The sequence below is a fragment of the Paenibacillus wenxiniae genome (assembly GCF_039822605.1).
GTDB classification, from domain to species: domain Bacteria; phylum Bacillota; class Bacilli; order Paenibacillales; family Paenibacillaceae; genus Saccharibacillus; species Saccharibacillus wenxiniae.
This window is the reverse complement of sequence record NZ_JBCGUH010000006.1, coordinates 103,656-119,711: the sequence shown is the minus strand read 5'-3', so window position 1 is coordinate 119,711 and position 16,056 is coordinate 103,656. Positions and strand designations below refer to the sequence as shown.

General features: G+C 46.4%; 16 protein-coding genes and 1 riboswitch. Of the genes, 3 read left to right on the top strand and 13 right to left on the bottom strand.

Going from position 1 to position 16,056, the window contains the following annotated elements:
• Window positions 1-69: 69 nt before the first annotated feature.
• Window positions 70-192 carry a hypothetical protein gene (locus AAHF22_RS12900; protein WP_347325428.1) on the bottom strand — a complete coding sequence of 41 codons (123 nt, stop codon included), beginning with the start codon at window positions 190-192 and terminating at the stop codon, window positions 70-72.
• Window positions 193-264: 72 nt separating this feature from the next.
• Here AAHF22_RS12900 and AAHF22_RS12895 point away from each other — a divergent pair, with 72 nt between their 5' ends.
• The gene (locus tag AAHF22_RS12895) at window positions 265-1,353 is read left to right on the top strand and encodes an NAD(P)/FAD-dependent oxidoreductase (RefSeq protein WP_347325427.1); all 1,089 of its coding nucleotides are present in this window, start codon (window positions 265-267) and stop codon (window positions 1,351-1,353) included.
• A 217-nt stretch (window positions 1,354-1,570) separates the two neighbouring features.
• Here AAHF22_RS12895 and AAHF22_RS12890 read toward each other — a convergent pair whose 3' ends face one another.
• The gene (locus AAHF22_RS12890; RefSeq protein WP_347325426.1) at window positions 1,571-1,828 is read right to left on the bottom strand and encodes a YuzB family protein; all 258 of its coding nucleotides are present in this window, start codon (window positions 1,826-1,828) and stop codon (window positions 1,571-1,573) included.
• A 167-nt stretch (window positions 1,829-1,995) separates the two neighbouring features.
• On the opposite strand from AAHF22_RS12890, the gene AAHF22_RS12885 reads away from it, so the two are divergent.
• Window positions 1,996-2,241, top strand: a complete 246-nt coding sequence (locus tag AAHF22_RS12885; RefSeq protein WP_347325425.1) for a NifU family protein — start codon at window positions 1,996-1,998, stop codon at window positions 2,239-2,241.
• A gap of 102 nt (window positions 2,242-2,343) precedes the next feature.
• Here the strand turns inward: AAHF22_RS12885 and AAHF22_RS12880 are convergent, their stop codons facing one another.
• Window positions 2,344-3,111 carry an SDR family oxidoreductase gene (locus tag AAHF22_RS12880; RefSeq protein WP_347325424.1) on the bottom strand — a complete coding sequence of 256 codons (768 nt, stop codon included), beginning with the start codon at window positions 3,109-3,111 and terminating at the stop codon, window positions 2,344-2,346.
• A gap of 667 nt (window positions 3,112-3,778) precedes the next feature.
• Between AAHF22_RS12880 and ybaK the strand changes: the two genes are divergently transcribed.
• Window positions 3,779-4,252, top strand: coding sequence for a Cys-tRNA(Pro) deacylase (gene ybaK / locus AAHF22_RS12875; RefSeq protein ID WP_347325423.1), 474 nt, complete (start codon window positions 3,779-3,781; stop codon window positions 4,250-4,252).
• Between the two features lie 583 nt (window positions 4,253-4,835).
• Here ybaK and AAHF22_RS12870 read toward each other — a convergent pair.
• The 10 genes from AAHF22_RS12870 to AAHF22_RS12825 form a co-directional block, all read right to left on the bottom strand.
• Window positions 4,836-5,663 (bottom strand): MetQ/NlpA family ABC transporter substrate-binding protein, encoded by an 828-nt coding sequence (locus tag AAHF22_RS12870; protein ID WP_347325422.1) that lies wholly within the window; start codon window positions 5,661-5,663, stop codon window positions 4,836-4,838.
• A 77-nt stretch (window positions 5,664-5,740) separates the two neighbouring features.
• Window positions 5,741-6,418, bottom strand: a complete 678-nt coding sequence (locus AAHF22_RS12865) for a methionine ABC transporter permease (protein WP_347325421.1) — start codon at window positions 6,416-6,418, stop codon at window positions 5,741-5,743.
• Complete coding sequence (locus AAHF22_RS12860) at window positions 6,415-7,434, bottom strand: methionine ABC transporter ATP-binding protein (protein WP_347325420.1); 1,020 nt, start codon at window positions 7,432-7,434, stop codon at window positions 6,415-6,417. Before AAHF22_RS12860 ends, AAHF22_RS12865 begins: the two co-directional genes overlap by 4 nt.
• Window positions 7,435-7,564: 130 nt before the next feature.
• A riboswitch (SAM riboswitch) is annotated at window positions 7,565-7,720 on the bottom strand.
• Window positions 7,721-8,251: 531 nt separating this feature from the next.
• Window positions 8,252-9,253, bottom strand: a complete 1,002-nt coding sequence (locus AAHF22_RS12855) for a COX15/CtaA family protein (protein WP_347325419.1) — start codon at window positions 9,251-9,253, stop codon at window positions 8,252-8,254.
• Window positions 9,254-9,815: 562 nt separating this feature from the next.
• Window positions 9,816-10,172 carry a thioredoxin family protein gene (locus AAHF22_RS12850; RefSeq protein ID WP_347325418.1) on the bottom strand — a complete coding sequence of 119 codons (357 nt, stop codon included), beginning with the start codon at window positions 10,170-10,172 and terminating at the stop codon, window positions 9,816-9,818.
• Between the two features lie 185 nt (window positions 10,173-10,357).
• Window positions 10,358-11,983, bottom strand: coding sequence for a putative polysaccharide biosynthesis protein (locus AAHF22_RS12845; protein WP_347325417.1), 1,626 nt, complete (start codon window positions 11,981-11,983; stop codon window positions 10,358-10,360).
• Between the two features lie 230 nt (window positions 11,984-12,213).
• On the bottom strand, window positions 12,214-12,714 hold the full coding sequence (locus AAHF22_RS12840) for a DUF456 domain-containing protein (protein ID WP_347325416.1): 501 nt from the start codon (window positions 12,712-12,714) through the stop codon (window positions 12,214-12,216).
• Window positions 12,715-13,006: 292 nt separating this feature from the next.
• Window positions 13,007-13,759, bottom strand: a complete 753-nt coding sequence (locus AAHF22_RS12835; RefSeq protein WP_347325415.1) for a Cof-type HAD-IIB family hydrolase — start codon at window positions 13,757-13,759, stop codon at window positions 13,007-13,009.
• A 501-nt stretch (window positions 13,760-14,260) separates the two neighbouring features.
• The gene (locus tag AAHF22_RS12830) at window positions 14,261-15,136 is read right to left on the bottom strand and encodes a metal ABC transporter permease (protein ID WP_347325413.1); all 876 of its coding nucleotides are present in this window, start codon (window positions 15,134-15,136) and stop codon (window positions 14,261-14,263) included.
• Window positions 15,133-16,038, bottom strand: coding sequence for a metal ABC transporter permease (locus tag AAHF22_RS12825; protein WP_347325412.1), 906 nt, complete (start codon window positions 16,036-16,038; stop codon window positions 15,133-15,135). Before AAHF22_RS12825 ends, AAHF22_RS12830 begins: the two co-directional genes overlap by 4 nt.
• Window positions 16,039-16,056 lie beyond the last annotated feature (18 nt).

The following is a 16,056-nucleotide window of genomic DNA, read 5'->3' as shown; positions in this document are numbered from 1 at the left end:
ATCTTATATCGGGCTTTACTTCATAAGACGAGAACATGTGAATTTGCGCTCTCTTCAAGTAAAGCCCGTTTATCCGCCTGCCTTCTGATGCGGTACATACCGTTGTAAGCTCCAGGCCGATCCGGCTTCACCCGGTCCTCTGCCAGTCTCCTCTGTACCGGATGATGCCTGTACACATATAATCGTTTCCATCTATGTTATTGCTACTCAGGAATGGTTCTGGCATTCCTTGTTACCTACACTGCATATAAGGGAGAAGATATTATGAAAAACTTTGTCATTCTGGGCGGAGGGTACGGCGGGATTACGCTGCTGCACGAACTGCTTGATCAGAAAATTCCAGCCGATACACAGATCATCCTTATTGATCGCATGCCTTTTCAAGGGTTAAAAACAGAATATTACGCACTTGCAGCAGGTACATCCTCTGATGTCGAGCTGCGCGTTAAATATCCGACCCATTCCAAGCTGACGATTCGTCATGGTGAAGTGACCGACGTGAAGCTGGACGACAAAATCATTACCTTTGCAGACGAAAGCACACTCGCTTATGATCAGCTTGTGATCGCACTCGGTTGCACAGATAACTTCCACGGCGTACCCGGTGCTGAGGAGCATACTTGCACGATTCAGACGTTTGAAGCGACACGTGAGACGTATCGCCGTGTAAACAATCTGCCACCAGGCTCGACGATTAATGTCGTGGGCGGCGGTCTGAGCGGTATTGAAATTGCAGCCGAAATTCGCGAAAGCCGCGAAGACTTGAAAGTGCGCATTCTGGATCGTGGTGAGCGCCTGCTTTCCTCCTCTCCAGCACGTTTATCCAAATATGTAGAAGAATGGTTTATTGAGCACAATGTGGAGCTGCGCAACAAGATTAACATTAGCCGCGTGGAGCCGGATTGTGTGTACAATGGACCTGAAGAGCGCATTGGAGCGGATATTACGATCTGGACAGCAGGTATTCGTCCTGTACCATTGATCGATGAGCTGAATGTGAATCAGGATAACTCCGGTCGCGTTATTTTGGATGAATTATACCGCATTCCAGGTCGTCCGGAAGTATTCGTATGCGGCGACTGTGCATCGTTACCCTTTGCAGCCAGCGCACAGGCAGCTCAAGCACAAGCCGAGCAAATCGCCAATGTCGTTGTTGCAGGCTGGAAAAACGAAACGCCTAAAGTACAGCCGCTGAAATTAAAAGGAACACTCGGTTCGCTCGGTAAGCATGATGGCTTTGGCTCCGGCTTTAGTTTTGGCTTTGGTGCTAAAGGCAAAAGCTCGGTGACCGGACGTGTACCGCGTTTGCTGAAAAGTGGCGTGCTCTGGATGTCCAAGCACCATTTCGGATAATGATGGCGAGCTACGTATAAAAAAGCCTTCTGTTCTGTACAAGCTAAGCTTGCGTACAGACAGAAGGCTTTTTATAATAAAAGCTGCTTGTTTTATCCTACCAGTTAATAGCTCGAGCAAACGATACACGATCATAGATCGTGCTTATTTTGCTAATCCAACTGGATAGGATGGATCACGATCAGCATGGTACTTATGCTTGATATGGTACTCATGCTTAATCCAGATCGAGATTCGCCCAGGCGTCCGCTTCGTCGATCTTTTCCTGAATGCGCTCGCGCAGTTCATCCACGTCGTCAGCAGCGATAATTTCACCGTTGACCATAGCATAAGGCATCGCATAACACTGTCCGCAATTACCGAGACAGCCGTATTCAATCACATCGTAATCAGGATTGCTCTCCAGCTCCTTCAGGATGCGACCGGTGCCATGATGCATATTACTCTGGCAAAATTCGATGATCGGTCTCATCATAGTTTAACACTCCAATCTATATATTCCGGTAGTTCGGAAGGTGATCATTAGGCGCCGATATGTCCATTTTTCAAATTAATTTGAAATGAGTATAAAAATCAATGGCGCAATTGCTGAAATTGGTTTACTTTTATATTATAATATACTTACGAAAGGAGTTGAACAATATGAGTGAGAGTGTACAAACAGAAATGTACGATGAAGTACTTGAAGTGCTGGATAAGCTGCGTCCATTCCTGCAACGCGATGGCGGTGACGTGGAACTGGTAGACGTTGAAGATGGTATCGTCAAACTGAAGCTTGTAGGCGCATGCGGTAGTTGCCCAAGCTCCACCATCACACTGAAAGCCGGTATTGAACGCGCCCTTTTCGAAGAAGTTGAAGGTGTGGAAGAGGTTGTACAGGTATTCTAATCTGTCCCTTATCATGCGTTAATTCATACGGCGATTAGCCAAAACGAAAAGGATGTCCTCTTCCTTTCATGGGAGGAGCGACATCCTTTTTTAGGTTGTCTGTTATTTGACATAGGGGCGGATCGGGTCAAGCCCACCGGAGATATCCATAATATTGCCAGTAATAAAGTCGGAATCCTCATCACATAGATAGGCGATGACACGGGCGATGTCTTCACCGCTACCCGGGCGTCCGCGCGGCGTTTCACCGTCACTCATCCCGAGCACTTCCTCAATCCGCTTCTCTTTGTTATCGCCACGGATATCGCCCGGACAGATCATATTAACCGTAATGCCACTGGATGCCTCTTCGACAGCAAGCGTTTTCGTAAATGAAACGAGACCGACCTTCGCCGCTGCATACACCGCACGATGCGGCCATGCACGAGATTCAGCAGCATGTCCAAAGCCAAAATGAATGATCCGTCCCCACTTCCGCTCCCGCATACCTGCCAGTACCCGATGATCCAGCAACATCGTACCGATCAGATTTCCCTGCAACATCTCCATAATCTCTTCACGCTCGTAATCGATAAATAAACGGCGTTCCCGTATAAAGGGTCCTGCATTGTTGACGAGAATATCAACGGTACCGAGACGCTGCTCCACCTCATCGATCAGGCGATCAATTTCCGACGCCTGTGATACATTCGCCTGTATAGCGATACATTGCACGCCCATCGCCTCAATCTGCTGTTGCAACTGCTCGGCTTCTTGCTTGCTATTCACATAGTTTAACGCAATATGATGACCCTGACTGGCCAGCGTGAGTGCTGTCATTTTTCCCAGGCCTTTGGCACTTCCGGTAATAAGGGCTATTTTTCGTTCCACAGATGTGCCTCCTTCGTGTAAATATAGCTGTAGTCTATTTAAAGTGTACTGATGGGGATGCCTTAATGTCAAAATAAATGCAAACTTATGGTGTGGGGCAGACACCACTTCGGGAAGGATTAAATGGACAAGCACCTTAACCAGGATTACGTTTACGTTTAAAATCGATTCAAAGCTTGAGCTGTAAACAAACATGCCCGCATATCATCGAAACTATGTTTAATAAGGTCTATATAATAGCGTCTTCAAAGCGTTAAATCTCAGTTCTCCTGATGTGCTGATATTGCGATAGGGTAAATTGCAAACTATGCATTAGCTTTAAAACTTACATCAGTTAAGAGCAACGCACCAACTGACTGATTGATTGATCGATTGCAGATTGAAGTAAAAGATTCGATTAGGCACATGTGTTAAACTGCTGTTTTCCGATAGATGAGACCTACTTAATTATTTAAAATGAACGGATGTCCAAACAGGTTAGCCACCAAATTATGTACCCGCTCTTGAATCCGTTTGAAACTTTTTTCCATTTGAAGTACATTAAGAAAAGCAATGATGGAGGATAGAACCATCGCTTTTCTGCTGCACTCTATTTCACTTGTTTCAACATCCGATTACATCTTATGTTTCATTACATACCAAGAACATACAGAAAGGAAGCCATAGTATGAGTACAGCCAAAACGAATGCGATGCGCATTCTGGACAAAGAACATATCCCTTACCATGTGCATGAATATGATCCCGAAGATGGACAGGTACATGGTACAGCCGTAGCCGAAAAGATTGGTAAACCGGCTCCCATTGTACATAAGACGCTCGTTACGCGCGGCAAAAATGGACTGCATATTTTTGTCATTCCGGTTGCCGAGGAATTGGATTTGAAAAAGGCGGCGCGAGCGGCGCAGGAGAAAAAGTTGGATATGCTGCCGGTGAAGGAATTGCTTGCGCATACCGGCTATATTCGCGGTGGCTGCTCACCGATTGGGATGAAAAAGCTGTATCCTACGTTTATCGATCACCGGGCGGAAATGCTGGAGCAGATGATCGTGAGCGCTGGCAAAGTAGGTATGCAGGTGGAGCTTGCGCCAGAGCAGCTGGCGGCAGTAGTAAAGGCACAGTTTGCGGAGATTTGTGTATGATGTGGTAGACTGTTCAGTTCAGACTGTTGATAAACGAAAAGGATCGTATACAGGTATATGATTAGCGTGGATGCTGTTCAAGCAGCATGGTATAGTAAAGGCTATTGGCGTCTGAATGCTATGATTGGATAGGGTGTATATAGTAGTAGGTCACTGCTGCTAGAAATATACGGCGTATACTGCAATACAAGATACAAGATACAAGATACAAGGTATAAGGTATAAGGTATAAGGTGCAAGATACAAGATACAAGATACAAGATACAAGATACAAGATACAAGATACAAGATACAAGATACAAGATACAAGATACAAGATACAAGATACAAGATACAAGATACAAGGCGTATGATATATGGCAAAAAAGGAATGGTATACACATAATTTTGTAAGCATGTACTCGTATGGCAAGCAAATTTTATAAGTAAAAAAGCATCCTACCCCATTGGGCAGGATGCTTTTTCAATGCCAAGCGTATCACTTTAGCAGTTACGCGTGCTCATTCATCAAATACGTAGCGAAATTGCGCTAATTATATTCACGATTTACTGCCACACGTTATCACAATCACGCAGCCAACACTTAAAAGGCTGGGATGACAGCGCCTTTGTACTGCTCTTCGATGAATTTCTTCGTATCCGCCGAAGTCAGTGCTTTTGCCAGCTTCTGAATCGCTTCGGAATCTTTGTTGTCTTCACGAGTGACCAGATAGTTCGCATAAGGTGCGCTGCTATCTTCTACGATCAGTGCGGATTTTGGATCGATTTTGGCTTCCAGTACATAGTTCATGTTGATCATCGCCATGTCGACTTGATCCAGTTGACGTGTCAGCATTGCTGCATCCATCTCTTTGAATTGCAGGTTTTTCGGATTGGATGTGATGTCTTTCGTTGTCGACGTGATGTTTGTTTTGTCTTTCAGCTCGATCAAGCCGTTGTTCGCGAGCAAGATCAATGCGCGTGCGCCGTTGGATACTTCGTTCGGAATTGCGATTGTTGCGCCTTCAGGCAGCTGGTCAATCGACGTGTACTTTTTGGAATAACCGCCAAATGGCTCGATGTGTACGGCTTGAACCGTAACCAGATTCATGCCACGAGATTTATTTTGCTCATCCAGGTAAGGCTTTGTTTGGAAATAGTTAGCATCCAGCTTTTTGTCATTCAATTGAACGTTAGGTTGGATATAATCTGTGAACTCGACAACGTCCAGGTTTACGCCTTCTTTGGCAAGCTCAGGCTTCAGGTGGTTTAAGATTTCAGCATGAGGTACAGCTGTAGCGCCAACGCGCAGTGTGACGGCTCCGTTACTGTCTGTACCGGAAGCAGCATTGGAGTTATCCGCTTTGTTTCCGCAAGCAGCAACAACCGCTACGAGCATAATGCTAACGAGTGCAAGCAACCATTTTTTCATTGTAAGTTCCCCTTTTCGTTTCTATATTGTATATGGTTATAATGCCATAAACGCATTATTCCTACCTGATAACTATATTATCGGCGTGAAAAATGAATGACGAGACGATCGCCTAGCATTTGCAGCGCCTGCACGATGATGACCATCAGCACAACGGCAACGAGCATCACGCCCATATCATAACGATAGTAGCCATAGTTGATCGCGAGCGTACCCAGTCCGCCTGCACCGATCATTCCTGCCATCGCGGTATTGGATACAAGTGCAACAACGGTTACGGTTAGCCCTGCCAGCAAGCCTGGCATCGCTTCACGTAACAATACGCGACCAATCACCTGTCCGGTTGACGCTCCCATCGCATAAGCGGCTTCGATCACACCACGATCCACTTCGCGCAATGCGGTCTCGACCAGTCGTGCAAAAAATGGCGCAGCCGCGATCACAAGCGGCGGAATCGTTCCCAATACACCGATTGTTGTACCGACGAGCAAATCTGTCAGCGGTAGCAAAGCGACGATCAGAATAATAAACGGTACCGAACGTAAAATATTCACGATGACCGAAATGACCGAGTACAGCCCTTTTAACAGCGGCGAAGTGGAGCGAGATGTCATAAATAGCATCACGCCCAGTGGCAATCCGATCAGCAACGTAAACAGTCCGGATGCACCGATCATTTGCAGCGTCTCAATCGTTGCCGTACCAAATTCATTCCAATCAATCTGTGAAAAATCCAGTTCACCAAAATTACTCACGATTCCATCACCTCCACATTCAAGCCTTTTGCGGTCAGCTTGTCCAGCGTCTGCTGGATCGCCTCTGGCGTTCCGTCAAAACGGACGATCAATTGACCGTATGGCACACTTTTGAGTGTGGATATCGTTCCCTGCAAGATGGCAAAATCAACGCCAGTCTCACGTACGGTACGCGACATGATAGATTCATACGTTTTGTCGCCGAGGAAGGAAATTTTCACAGCCAGCGACGATTCACTATGTGGCACAGCGAGTACCGCACCGAGCAATTCACTTTGACTGGACTCACGCGTAATAAAATCACGGGTGATCGGATGCTGCGGCTTCAAGAACACTTCAGCTACAGGTCCCTGCTCTACAATTCCTCCCTGATGAATGACAGCCACACGATCGCAAATGCTTTGAATGACATTCATCTCGTGTGTGATCAGTACAATCGTCAGGTTGAAGCGCTGGTTAATATCCAGTAGCAACTTCAAAATCGAATCCGTCGTCTGCGGATCAAGCGCAGATGTCGCTTCATCACAGAGCAGCACATCCGGGTCGCTCGCCAGTGCACGGGCGATGCCCACACGCTGTTTCTGTCCGCCGGACAGTTGAGCTGGATATTTCTGAGCATGTACTTCCAGTCCGACTAGCTTTAGTAGCTCTTCCACTCTAGTACGGATGTTTTTCTCCGGCGTTTTGGCGAGACGTAATGGGAAAGCAATGTTATCGTAAACGGTCGCCGATGACAGCAGATTAAAATGCTGAAAGATCATGCCGATCTTGCGGCGGCGTGCTTGCAATGCTCCTTTACCCAGCCCGGTCAAATCTACACCATCGATCCAAATATGCCCTGATGTTGGACGTTCTAGCAGATTAATACAGCGAATGAGTGTACTTTTACCTGCTCCAGAGTGTCCAATCACCCCGAAAATCTCACCTTTTTCAATCGACAGATTCAGTTCACTAAGCGCTGATGTTGTATGTTTACCTTTGCCATATACTTTGGTTACATTTTCAAGACGAATCAAGCTTGAGGTCCTCCTCCCGGTTGTCGGTCCGTATGCGATTTCGTTCTAGCTATTTTCAACCGGTTCTTTTTTTATAGACAAAAAGAGCCCATTTTCTGCAGAAAGGGCTCTCTATCCGTAAGATATTGCCTTCTCATCTGCCAAAACCACAGACTGTTCCATTGCTGTACAGCCGTCATTTTGTAGGATTTAGCACCATGTCATTTTGAAAACAGGCAATCTGCCATATTTCAAAATCGGTTGCCGGGCTTCATCGGGCCAGTCCCTCCACCACTCTCGATAAGAAAATATGAAAACATCGAATGAAAATCTTTACTCAGTATATTGAACTTCACAATCTTTGTAAAGTGGAAAATTGGGATTTTTTCATTAATTTCAGCAAATATTCATTTTGGGATTAAGTTGGGATTGGACAGATGGAAGGGGAATATGTGCGGTGGGCAGCAACCACTTCAGGAAGGACTAGGGGGATGGACTCTAGTATCGCACAGGAATCTACATAGTACGAGTGTATTGTAGATTCGCGTGTTCGGAAGAGGAAAAATATTTGCTCTACAAAAATCACTTTCTTATGGAACCTCGTGTTAGGAAACCATTAACACTGTAAGTCGTCCTTTCCCCTTATTTTCTTCCCTACGTTCTGTGCGGTTTGCAACATATTTCGTATAATGCACGCAAAAATACGAACTTATTTTAGTTGGTAGGGTAAGCATGTAATTAATAAAAAAAGATGTACGCAGGCGCTACTTGGACGTCTGCGTACATCTTTCTCATATTTTAAGTTTGATTTGATTCATTGGACTCGTAACTTTTTGAATTAACGAGTTACAGGTATGCCAGGTTGATCTGATTGTTGCTTGTGTACGTTGGAGGCTACGTAGGATTCGCGGCTTAGTTGCCATGTACGTAGGCTCATGTAGCATAGGATACCGAATAAGAACTGAATCAATAATGTATGTGCCATCGTTGCGAAGAAGTATACTTCGGGTACATACATCGTGAAAATATTAACGGCACCACTTACAAATTGCAATACGATAAATAGGACGGCGATCATACCCATTTTACGAATGCTCGGATTGTTCGGGTGGTGACGATAGGCGTAGTGACCGAGAATAGCGATCACGATCACAAGTGCGAGCGCTGCTACACGGTGTAGGAATGCTACACCAACGCCGCCGGACAATTCAGGAATCACGGCACCGTTACAGAGCGGGAAGCCGGAACAGCCACCGCGGGAATCGGTATGTGTTACGAATGCACCTGTATATACGACAAGATAAGTAAAAATGGTTGAGAACCACGTCAGGTTACGGAAACGTTTGCTGACTGGTGGTTGATTCTCATACGTATGTGTACGCTGATATTTGTGCAATCTGCGTGCGGTGAACGCCATTAGCATCGAGCTGGAAAAGGCGATCATCGAGAAACCGAAGTGCAATGCCATAATTGGCGCAGACTGAGAAAATACTACGGCGAGTGCACCCATAATTGCTTGCAACACAACAAAGATCAGAGTCAATATTGCATACAAACGTAGTTCTTTATTTTTATTAAAAAAGATAAAGCCGATGAATGAAAACAATGCGGTCAAACCTGCAAAACCGCTGACCATTCGATGCGTATACTCGATTAAGGATGAAATGGTATATGCAGGGATGAATTGACCATGACAAAGCGGCCATTCTCGCCCACAGCCAAGTCCTGATCCGGTCTTGGTTACGACCAAGCCACCCATCGTTGCTAAAAACATAGCCAAACAGGTTATATAACTTAACCATTTCAAATGCTGAATCGTTATCCGTGGCATACGTGCCATAATTAAGATCACCCGCTATTAAATTAGTAGTGACGTTCATGTGAAGTCACTATTCATTATAGCGAATCCAGCGCCATTGCTACCATCTGGTTTGTGACAAATCGTTGATCTCTTTGTAATGGTTCAAGAAAGACGAATGTCGTCTGTATGTATGGATTGGCAAGTTGAAATATTCGCATTCGAGTAACAGTGCACATACTTATTGATTATAGCTAAATATACTCATCTTGAACGGGAATAAAGTTCAAAGTTCAAAGTTCAAAGTTCAAAGTTCAAAGTTCAAAGTTCAAAGTTCAAAGTTCAAAGTTCAAAGTTCAAAGTTCAAAGTTCAAAGTTCAAAGTTCAAATAAATTTTAAAGCAGATACATGCCCATGAAAAATAAATATTAAAAATAAACATAAAAAATGATCTCTGCGTTAATCAGAGATCATTTTTTATCTATATAATGTTGCGTTTTATTATTAGTACATCTTACTGATGCTGAGCATTACTAATATTACGCCTTACTGTATAATGTTGCGTTTTACTTTAAGATGTTACATCTGATTGTTGTCCTACTTTTCACTCTGCCGCTTGCGCGTTCAGCGCCCCATAAACCTCAACCGCACGATCCAGAAACTGTTCGATCTCCTGGCGCGATTTACGGGCTTTATTTACAAAACGGATCAGTTCCTTGCCATTTGCATATGCGACAAAGCTGGGAATGCCCATAATGTTCTGTTGTTGGCTCACATCGCCGACACCTTCCACATCGACTTCAACAAGACGCAGACGGTCGCTGTATTGCTGTTCTACTTCCGGCATAAAAGGATCGATAAATTTACAATCGACACACCAGTCGGCTTTAAAAACGGCAATCGTCAGTTCTGCGGATGCAATGGCTGCATGGAAGCTTTCACTTGTATTAATCGTTTGCATATCTGTTCCTCCTTAATAAGGGATATTAATCTTGAGTTGATCTTTATAGGATTGTTAATCTTTACAGAATAGGAATGTTACTGACACATATCGCTGTCCTATTTCAAACGTGCTATCTGCTAAGCGCGCTATTCTGCTCTATATCTATATTCAGATCGATATCAACAGAAATTCAAGCCATCCGATCAGGACGCTCTACCGCGTTGCAAGCGCATCAAAGGACCGAGCACTTTACGCAGTGGGCCTGGATAAGAGGACAGTTCTTCCGAACGCACGACACGTAACAGCACGAGCAAGACCGGATAGATCACCAGTGTTGCTAGTCCTACCATACAACAACCGATGAAAAATGCAACCCTGTGGTTCATCCACGCCGTAAGTGCAATACCTGCCTGATTACATAGCAGGCCAGCTACAGTCAGCACGACAATCGTAATCAGGAAACCGATCCAGCGGTTACCTAGTACGGAGAACGAAACGACCTGTCGCAGTGAACGCAGATTGAGCACAGTAATCAGTACGAAACATAGACCTGTCGCCGCAATAATACCATAAATGCCAAGCATGGGTGCCAGCAATACGCTGAGCAACAGCTTTACCGCAATCCCGCACAATACATGTACCATCGACAGATTGACTTTATTAATACCGATTAGCATCGAGTTAGTCGTCATCATCGTAATTTGGAAAATGGTGCCGAGCGTTAGCAGTGCAATGATGCCTGCCCCTTCGGTATTACTGAACAACAGACCATTGATCGAATAAGCAGCTGTCGTTAACATTAGCACAATTGGAATACCGGTCAACACCGAAATGCGCAGCGCAAGTGAGATCTGGCGTTTCAGATTGTCTTCTTCCTTACGCGCATAGGCTGCTGAGATGACCGGGATCAGCGAAGTGCTAAGTGCAATCGCCAGAATAGGCGGAATGCCTGCAATACTTTGCGCACGCGTACCGAGAATACCGAGTGCAGCGGTCGCTGCCGCATCGCCTACATTGTCGATGAGCAGTGGCTTGATCAGCGTTCCGTCGATAAAATTGACCGCTGGAATCGTCAGGGACGAGATGACGATCGGAATCGATAATTTGAAAATATCGCTGTAAATTTGACGCAGCGGAATGACGATTTCCGAGCCAGTACGCTCGATTTGAATCCGATTCGCCGCATCCTTTTTACGTAATTTGAGCGTATAATAGACCATCACCAGAAACGCACCGATACTCCCAAGCACACTACCAAACGATGCGCCTGCCGCTACTTCTGTATCACCGTATCCGATACGCAGCAGCACATACGCCAGCACAATCGCAGTGAATACACGGGCAAATTGCTCGATAATTTGCGAAATTCCGCCAGCTGACATCATATTGCGTCCCTGGAAATATCCGCGCATCATCGCAATCGCCGGGAACAGCAGCAAGGATGGGGCAATCGCCTGTAGTGACAATGCCGCAGCAGGTTCTTTTGCCAGTGCTGCATAATAAGGTGCCCCGATGTACATTAACAGCGTCATCACGATTCCTGCACCACCGGCAAACAATAGCGCTGCATAGTAAATACGCTGCGCTTCATGCGGACGTCCCAGCGCATAGCGCTCCGACACCATTTTGCTCAGTGTGCTTGGAATACCTGCGGTTGCTACCGCCAGCAGCATCAAATAAACATTGTTCGCCAGCGTAAATGACGCGTCGCCGGAAAAGCCGAGCATATGCTCCAGCGGCACCCGCTGGACAAGGCCAAGCACGCGCGCAACGAGCGCAGCGGCTGCCAGAATAATTGTACCTTTAATGAATGATTCGCCTTTGGACAAAATAGTTCCCCTTCTCTCACACATCATAGATCATCAAACGATAATCATCCTAATATTCGCATCGTACAGCCGGATCATGCCGTATGTACATTCCCCATTGTAAGCGGATCATGCCAAAAAACCGGAAGGCTGATTGGCCTTCCGGTCGTGTTTTTACGTCAGCATTTCTATTATAGACATGGATCGGCACGCTTCGCAATGCGGCATGTGAAATGGGCTATTTTACATCCTTAATGAACGCCAACCCATACGATCCAGATAATCCAGATTCCGATCATCGCAAGCTGTAAAATGATTTTAACGACTGCACTTGCAAACAAGCCCAGTACCGTTCCCCAGCCTACACGCAGCGCGCTGTTCACATCACGTCCTTGAATCAGCTCAGCGGCTACCGCACCGATCAATGGACCTAGAATCAGACCAAATGCTGGAATGACGAACGGCCCTACAATCAAACCGACCACCGATAAAATAACGGCTAAACGCGAGCCGCCAAACTTTTTCGTTCCATAGGCGCCGACCAGATAGTCGGCAACGACGAGCACGATCGCAATTAGCGTTTGAATGATCCAGAACCACACATCGTAGCGCTCAAACGAGAAAAACCATCCATATACGAAAAAGGCAAAATAGATCGCTACCACCGATGGTAGCACCGGATACACGGTGCCGATCATCCCGATAATAAACAGGGCAATGACCAGCGTCCAACCTACAATTTCAAGCGTCATTGATTGTCTCTCCTTGTATAGGTGCACACAGACATACACCCGACGAATGTTCATCTTAGAAGCAAGATGTAATCTTTGTATACCTATATACTGCTCAGGTGACACATTCGTTTCAAAAACATGGCCTGTCCGAACTAGATACTTTAGTGATGTTGTCTGTGTCTGCTCGTTTCGTTTAGCCAGCCTGCGATGACGATCATCGATGTGATCTGTAGGAATTATGATCGTTAATGGATGTTATTGGTGGTAACTGGATCGTACTCGTCTATTTCCCATTTGTGGTCACTTTCGATTAAACGAGAATATGGTCGCGGATCACTTCAACGATGCCATCGTCATTGTTGCTTGCGACTACAAGATCAGCTTCCTGCTTAACCGCATCCTGTGCATTGCCCATCGCTACGCCCAGACCTACCGCTTGAATGACTGCCAGATCGTTCAGGCTATCGCCAACAGCAACGACTTCGGACATATCGATATCAAGCAGCTTGCACACTTCAGCGATCCCGGTCGCTTTGTTAATGCCGAGCGGATTGATTTCCAGATTGTCAGGTGAAGAGTTCGAGATTTCAAGCCCACCCATCTGCTGTAGCTCCATCAGAATAGCATGACGCAGTTCCTGGTCTTTCGTATTATAGCCAAATTTCAGCCATTCCACCTCTTCAAATGCCTGACCTTCCTGTAGCCATTGGTCGCGATTGTACAGACGCTCGACTGAATATGCCCAGAACCAGACTTCCTTTTCCAGCGCCAGTTCATGCATGCGGCGCACCGCAGCGGGATCAAGCAATGTACGACGATATAGTTCGCGCGGCGATTTCCACACTTCGCTGCCATTGACCGTCACCATTGGCGTTTCCAATCCAAGCTCCTGTCCATAGGGCAAAGCGCTGCTGGCAGCGCGTCCAGTGGATAGACAAACATGAATTCCTTCATCCATCGCTTTATGAATCCATTTGCTCGTCTCTAACGAAATTTCGTGATCATCATTAAGTAGCGTTCCATCCATATCCAGTGCAAGTAGCTTGTATTTACGTGCTGTCATTGTATTTCGTCTCCTCCATCCATTCGGGTCGATCGCGCCCGATGCTTTGTCTCTACCTTTGCTGCTCCATCGCTCGGATCATGATATTCGCACGCTTCTGTAACCCGTTCCAGATGATAAGGATACAGACAAACGGTTCCGCTGCCATCGTTTAGAATGACGATACGCAACACGCAACGAAACCAGCAGCGCGAATCAGGCGAGCGATGCGTCATATGAGCATAAGTGTAGCATACTATTCTTTAGCCTCTCAAAAGTTTTTGTAAACTGTAGATGAAGTTTTGTTGCCTCAGCTATCGTTACATATCGCTGCTGTGATGATCAAAAAAGGACTGGAGCGCAGTCGCTTCAGTCCTTTTTCCAGTTCATTTTTCAGTTCTTTTTGCAATTCTTTTTGCAATCCTTTTGGAGATCACGATATGGAATGGGCACGATTGAATATAACGCTGTTACATACAGCAATAGTGGATCGGATCAGAGCCGATAAAAGCAGCTGTTGTCCTATGCCACCAAACGACGCTGACGCCATTTGCGCAGTAACCAACCATGACGTGGCGACAGCAGGAAAGTCAGCACGAACAGTGCACCCGCTACCGTAACGATGCTGCCACCAATCGAGGCATTGAGTAAATAAGCAGCGCCATAGCCTAGTACAGAGCTGGCGATCCCCACAACGACGCTATACAGAAGCATCCTACCCAGACGATCTGTCAGCAAGTACGCCGTTGCAGCCGGAATGATCAGCATCCCTACGACTAGAATAGCACCTACACTTTCAAACGATGCGACCGACGTCATCGATACAAGCCCCATCAGCATATAATGGAATAACATGACCGGAATACCGCATGCTGCCGCCAGTGCCGGATCGAACGCCGTAAGCTTGAATTGCTTGTAAAATAACATCAGCAGCGTAACGACAGACAGCAGTGCAAATCCAAGCATCCACACCGAGCGAGGTCCCATATCCAGCCCGTTCCATGTCCATGTATCCCATTGCACATATGCAATTTCTCCGAATAACACACAGTCCAGATCCAGATCGATATTACGCGCATTCAAGCTGACAATGATCACACCAACCGCAAACAACGCTGTGAAAATAATTCCGATCGACGCATCCGATTGTACACCAGAGCTACGCAACCATTGAATAAGAAATACAGACAGTAGACCAAGCAGTGTTGCGCCAATCATCATCGCAACCGAATCACGTCCACCGCTGAACAAAAAGGCAATCGCAATGCCGGGCAGTACCGCATGACTGATCGCATCACCAATCAGCGCCATTTTACGCAGGATCAAAAAGCAGCCCAGCAGACCGCAGCTAGCAGACATCAAAATCGCCGTCAGTACAATCCAAAAGTCACTGTTCATGTGGCACCTCCTTGCTTCCATTGCTGCCGTGCACGACGCTGGCGCAAAATTTTACCGAGCCAGCCCCGTCCTGGTGCGAATAATGCAGATACTGCGAACAACAATGTAGCCGACAATACAGTCACCGGTCCGGTTGGTAAACCTGTCACCATACTGCTCCAAAAAGTGCCACTGAATCCGCTCATAGCACCAAATACACCCGCGAGCACTAACATTGTAGATAGCTTATCTGTCCAGTATCTTGCCGCCACCGCTGGGGTGATGAGCAAAGCAGACATGAGTACGACACCCACCGCCTGAATACCTGCCACCACAACGAGCACAGCCAGTAGTAGCATCAATTGCTCCAGCCGAGCTACAGGCCAGCCCAATCCGCGCGCAAAGCCCGGATCGAAGCTAATGAGCTTAAACGGTTTGTATAACAATGTGCATAACACAAGTAGCACCATACTGATGCCGGCGAGCATATACACATCCTGGCGCATCATCGATGCAGCCTGACCGAATAGAAACTTGTCCAGCCCACTTTGTCCGCCCTCACCGCTATGTTGAATACGTGTCAGCAACATCACGCCAATCCCGAAAAATAACGATAATACGATGCCCATCGCTGCGTCCTGCTTAATACGGGAATGGACGGTAATCCAGCGAATACCAAAGGTGGCGATGGCGCCAGCGATCAGTGCTCCCAGTATGAATCCAACTGTCGATTTAACGCCAGTGAGCATAAAAGCAATACAAATACCCGGTAATGCCGCATGAGCAAGCGCATCACCGATCAAACTGCGCTTTTGCAAAAACATATAGCTGCCGATCAAGCCACTGCTTAAACCGAGCAGCATACAGCCAGCAACGATCCAGCGCATATTCGGGTCTGTCCATATGATCCAGAGTGCTTCCATCACCTGTCCTCCTTTTCG

What these genes read in the sequence shown, in the direction of transcription:
- AAHF22_RS12825 (WP_347325412.1), bottom strand. Translation starts at nt 16,038, where the DNA reads ATGGAAGCACTCTGGATCATATGGACAGACCCGAATATGCGCTGGATC.
- ybaK (WP_347325423.1), top strand. Translation starts at nt 3,779, where the DNA reads ATGAGTACAGCCAAAACGAATGCGATGCGCATTCTGGACAAAGAACAT.
- AAHF22_RS12900 (WP_347325428.1), bottom strand. Translation starts at nt 192, where the DNA reads ATGGAAACGATTATATGTGTACAGGCATCATCCGGTACAGAGGAGACT.
- AAHF22_RS12835 (WP_347325415.1), bottom strand. Translation starts at nt 13,759, where the DNA reads ATGACAGCACGTAAATACAAGCTACTTGCACTGGATATGGATGGAACG.
- AAHF22_RS12850 (WP_347325418.1), bottom strand. Translation starts at nt 10,172, where the DNA reads ATGCAAACGATTAATACAAGTGAAAGCTTCCATGCAGCCATTGCATCC.
- AAHF22_RS12895 (WP_347325427.1), top strand. Translation starts at nt 265, where the DNA reads ATGAAAAACTTTGTCATTCTGGGCGGAGGGTACGGCGGGATTACGCTG.
- AAHF22_RS12840 (WP_347325416.1), bottom strand. Translation starts at nt 12,714, where the DNA reads ATGACGCTTGAAATTGTAGGTTGGACGCTGGTCATTGCCCTGTTTATT.
- AAHF22_RS12830 (WP_347325413.1), bottom strand. Translation starts at nt 15,136, where the DNA reads ATGAACAGTGACTTTTGGATTGTACTGACGGCGATTTTGATGTCTGCT.
- AAHF22_RS12885 (WP_347325425.1), top strand. Translation starts at nt 1,996, where the DNA reads ATGAGTGAGAGTGTACAAACAGAAATGTACGATGAAGTACTTGAAGTG.
- AAHF22_RS12870 (WP_347325422.1), bottom strand. Translation starts at nt 5,663, where the DNA reads ATGAAAAAATGGTTGCTTGCACTCGTTAGCATTATGCTCGTAGCGGTT.
- AAHF22_RS12890 (WP_347325426.1), bottom strand. Translation starts at nt 1,828, where the DNA reads ATGATGAGACCGATCATCGAATTTTGCCAGAGTAATATGCATCATGGC.
- AAHF22_RS12855 (WP_347325419.1), bottom strand. Translation starts at nt 9,253, where the DNA reads ATGGCACGTATGCCACGGATAACGATTCAGCATTTGAAATGGTTAAGT.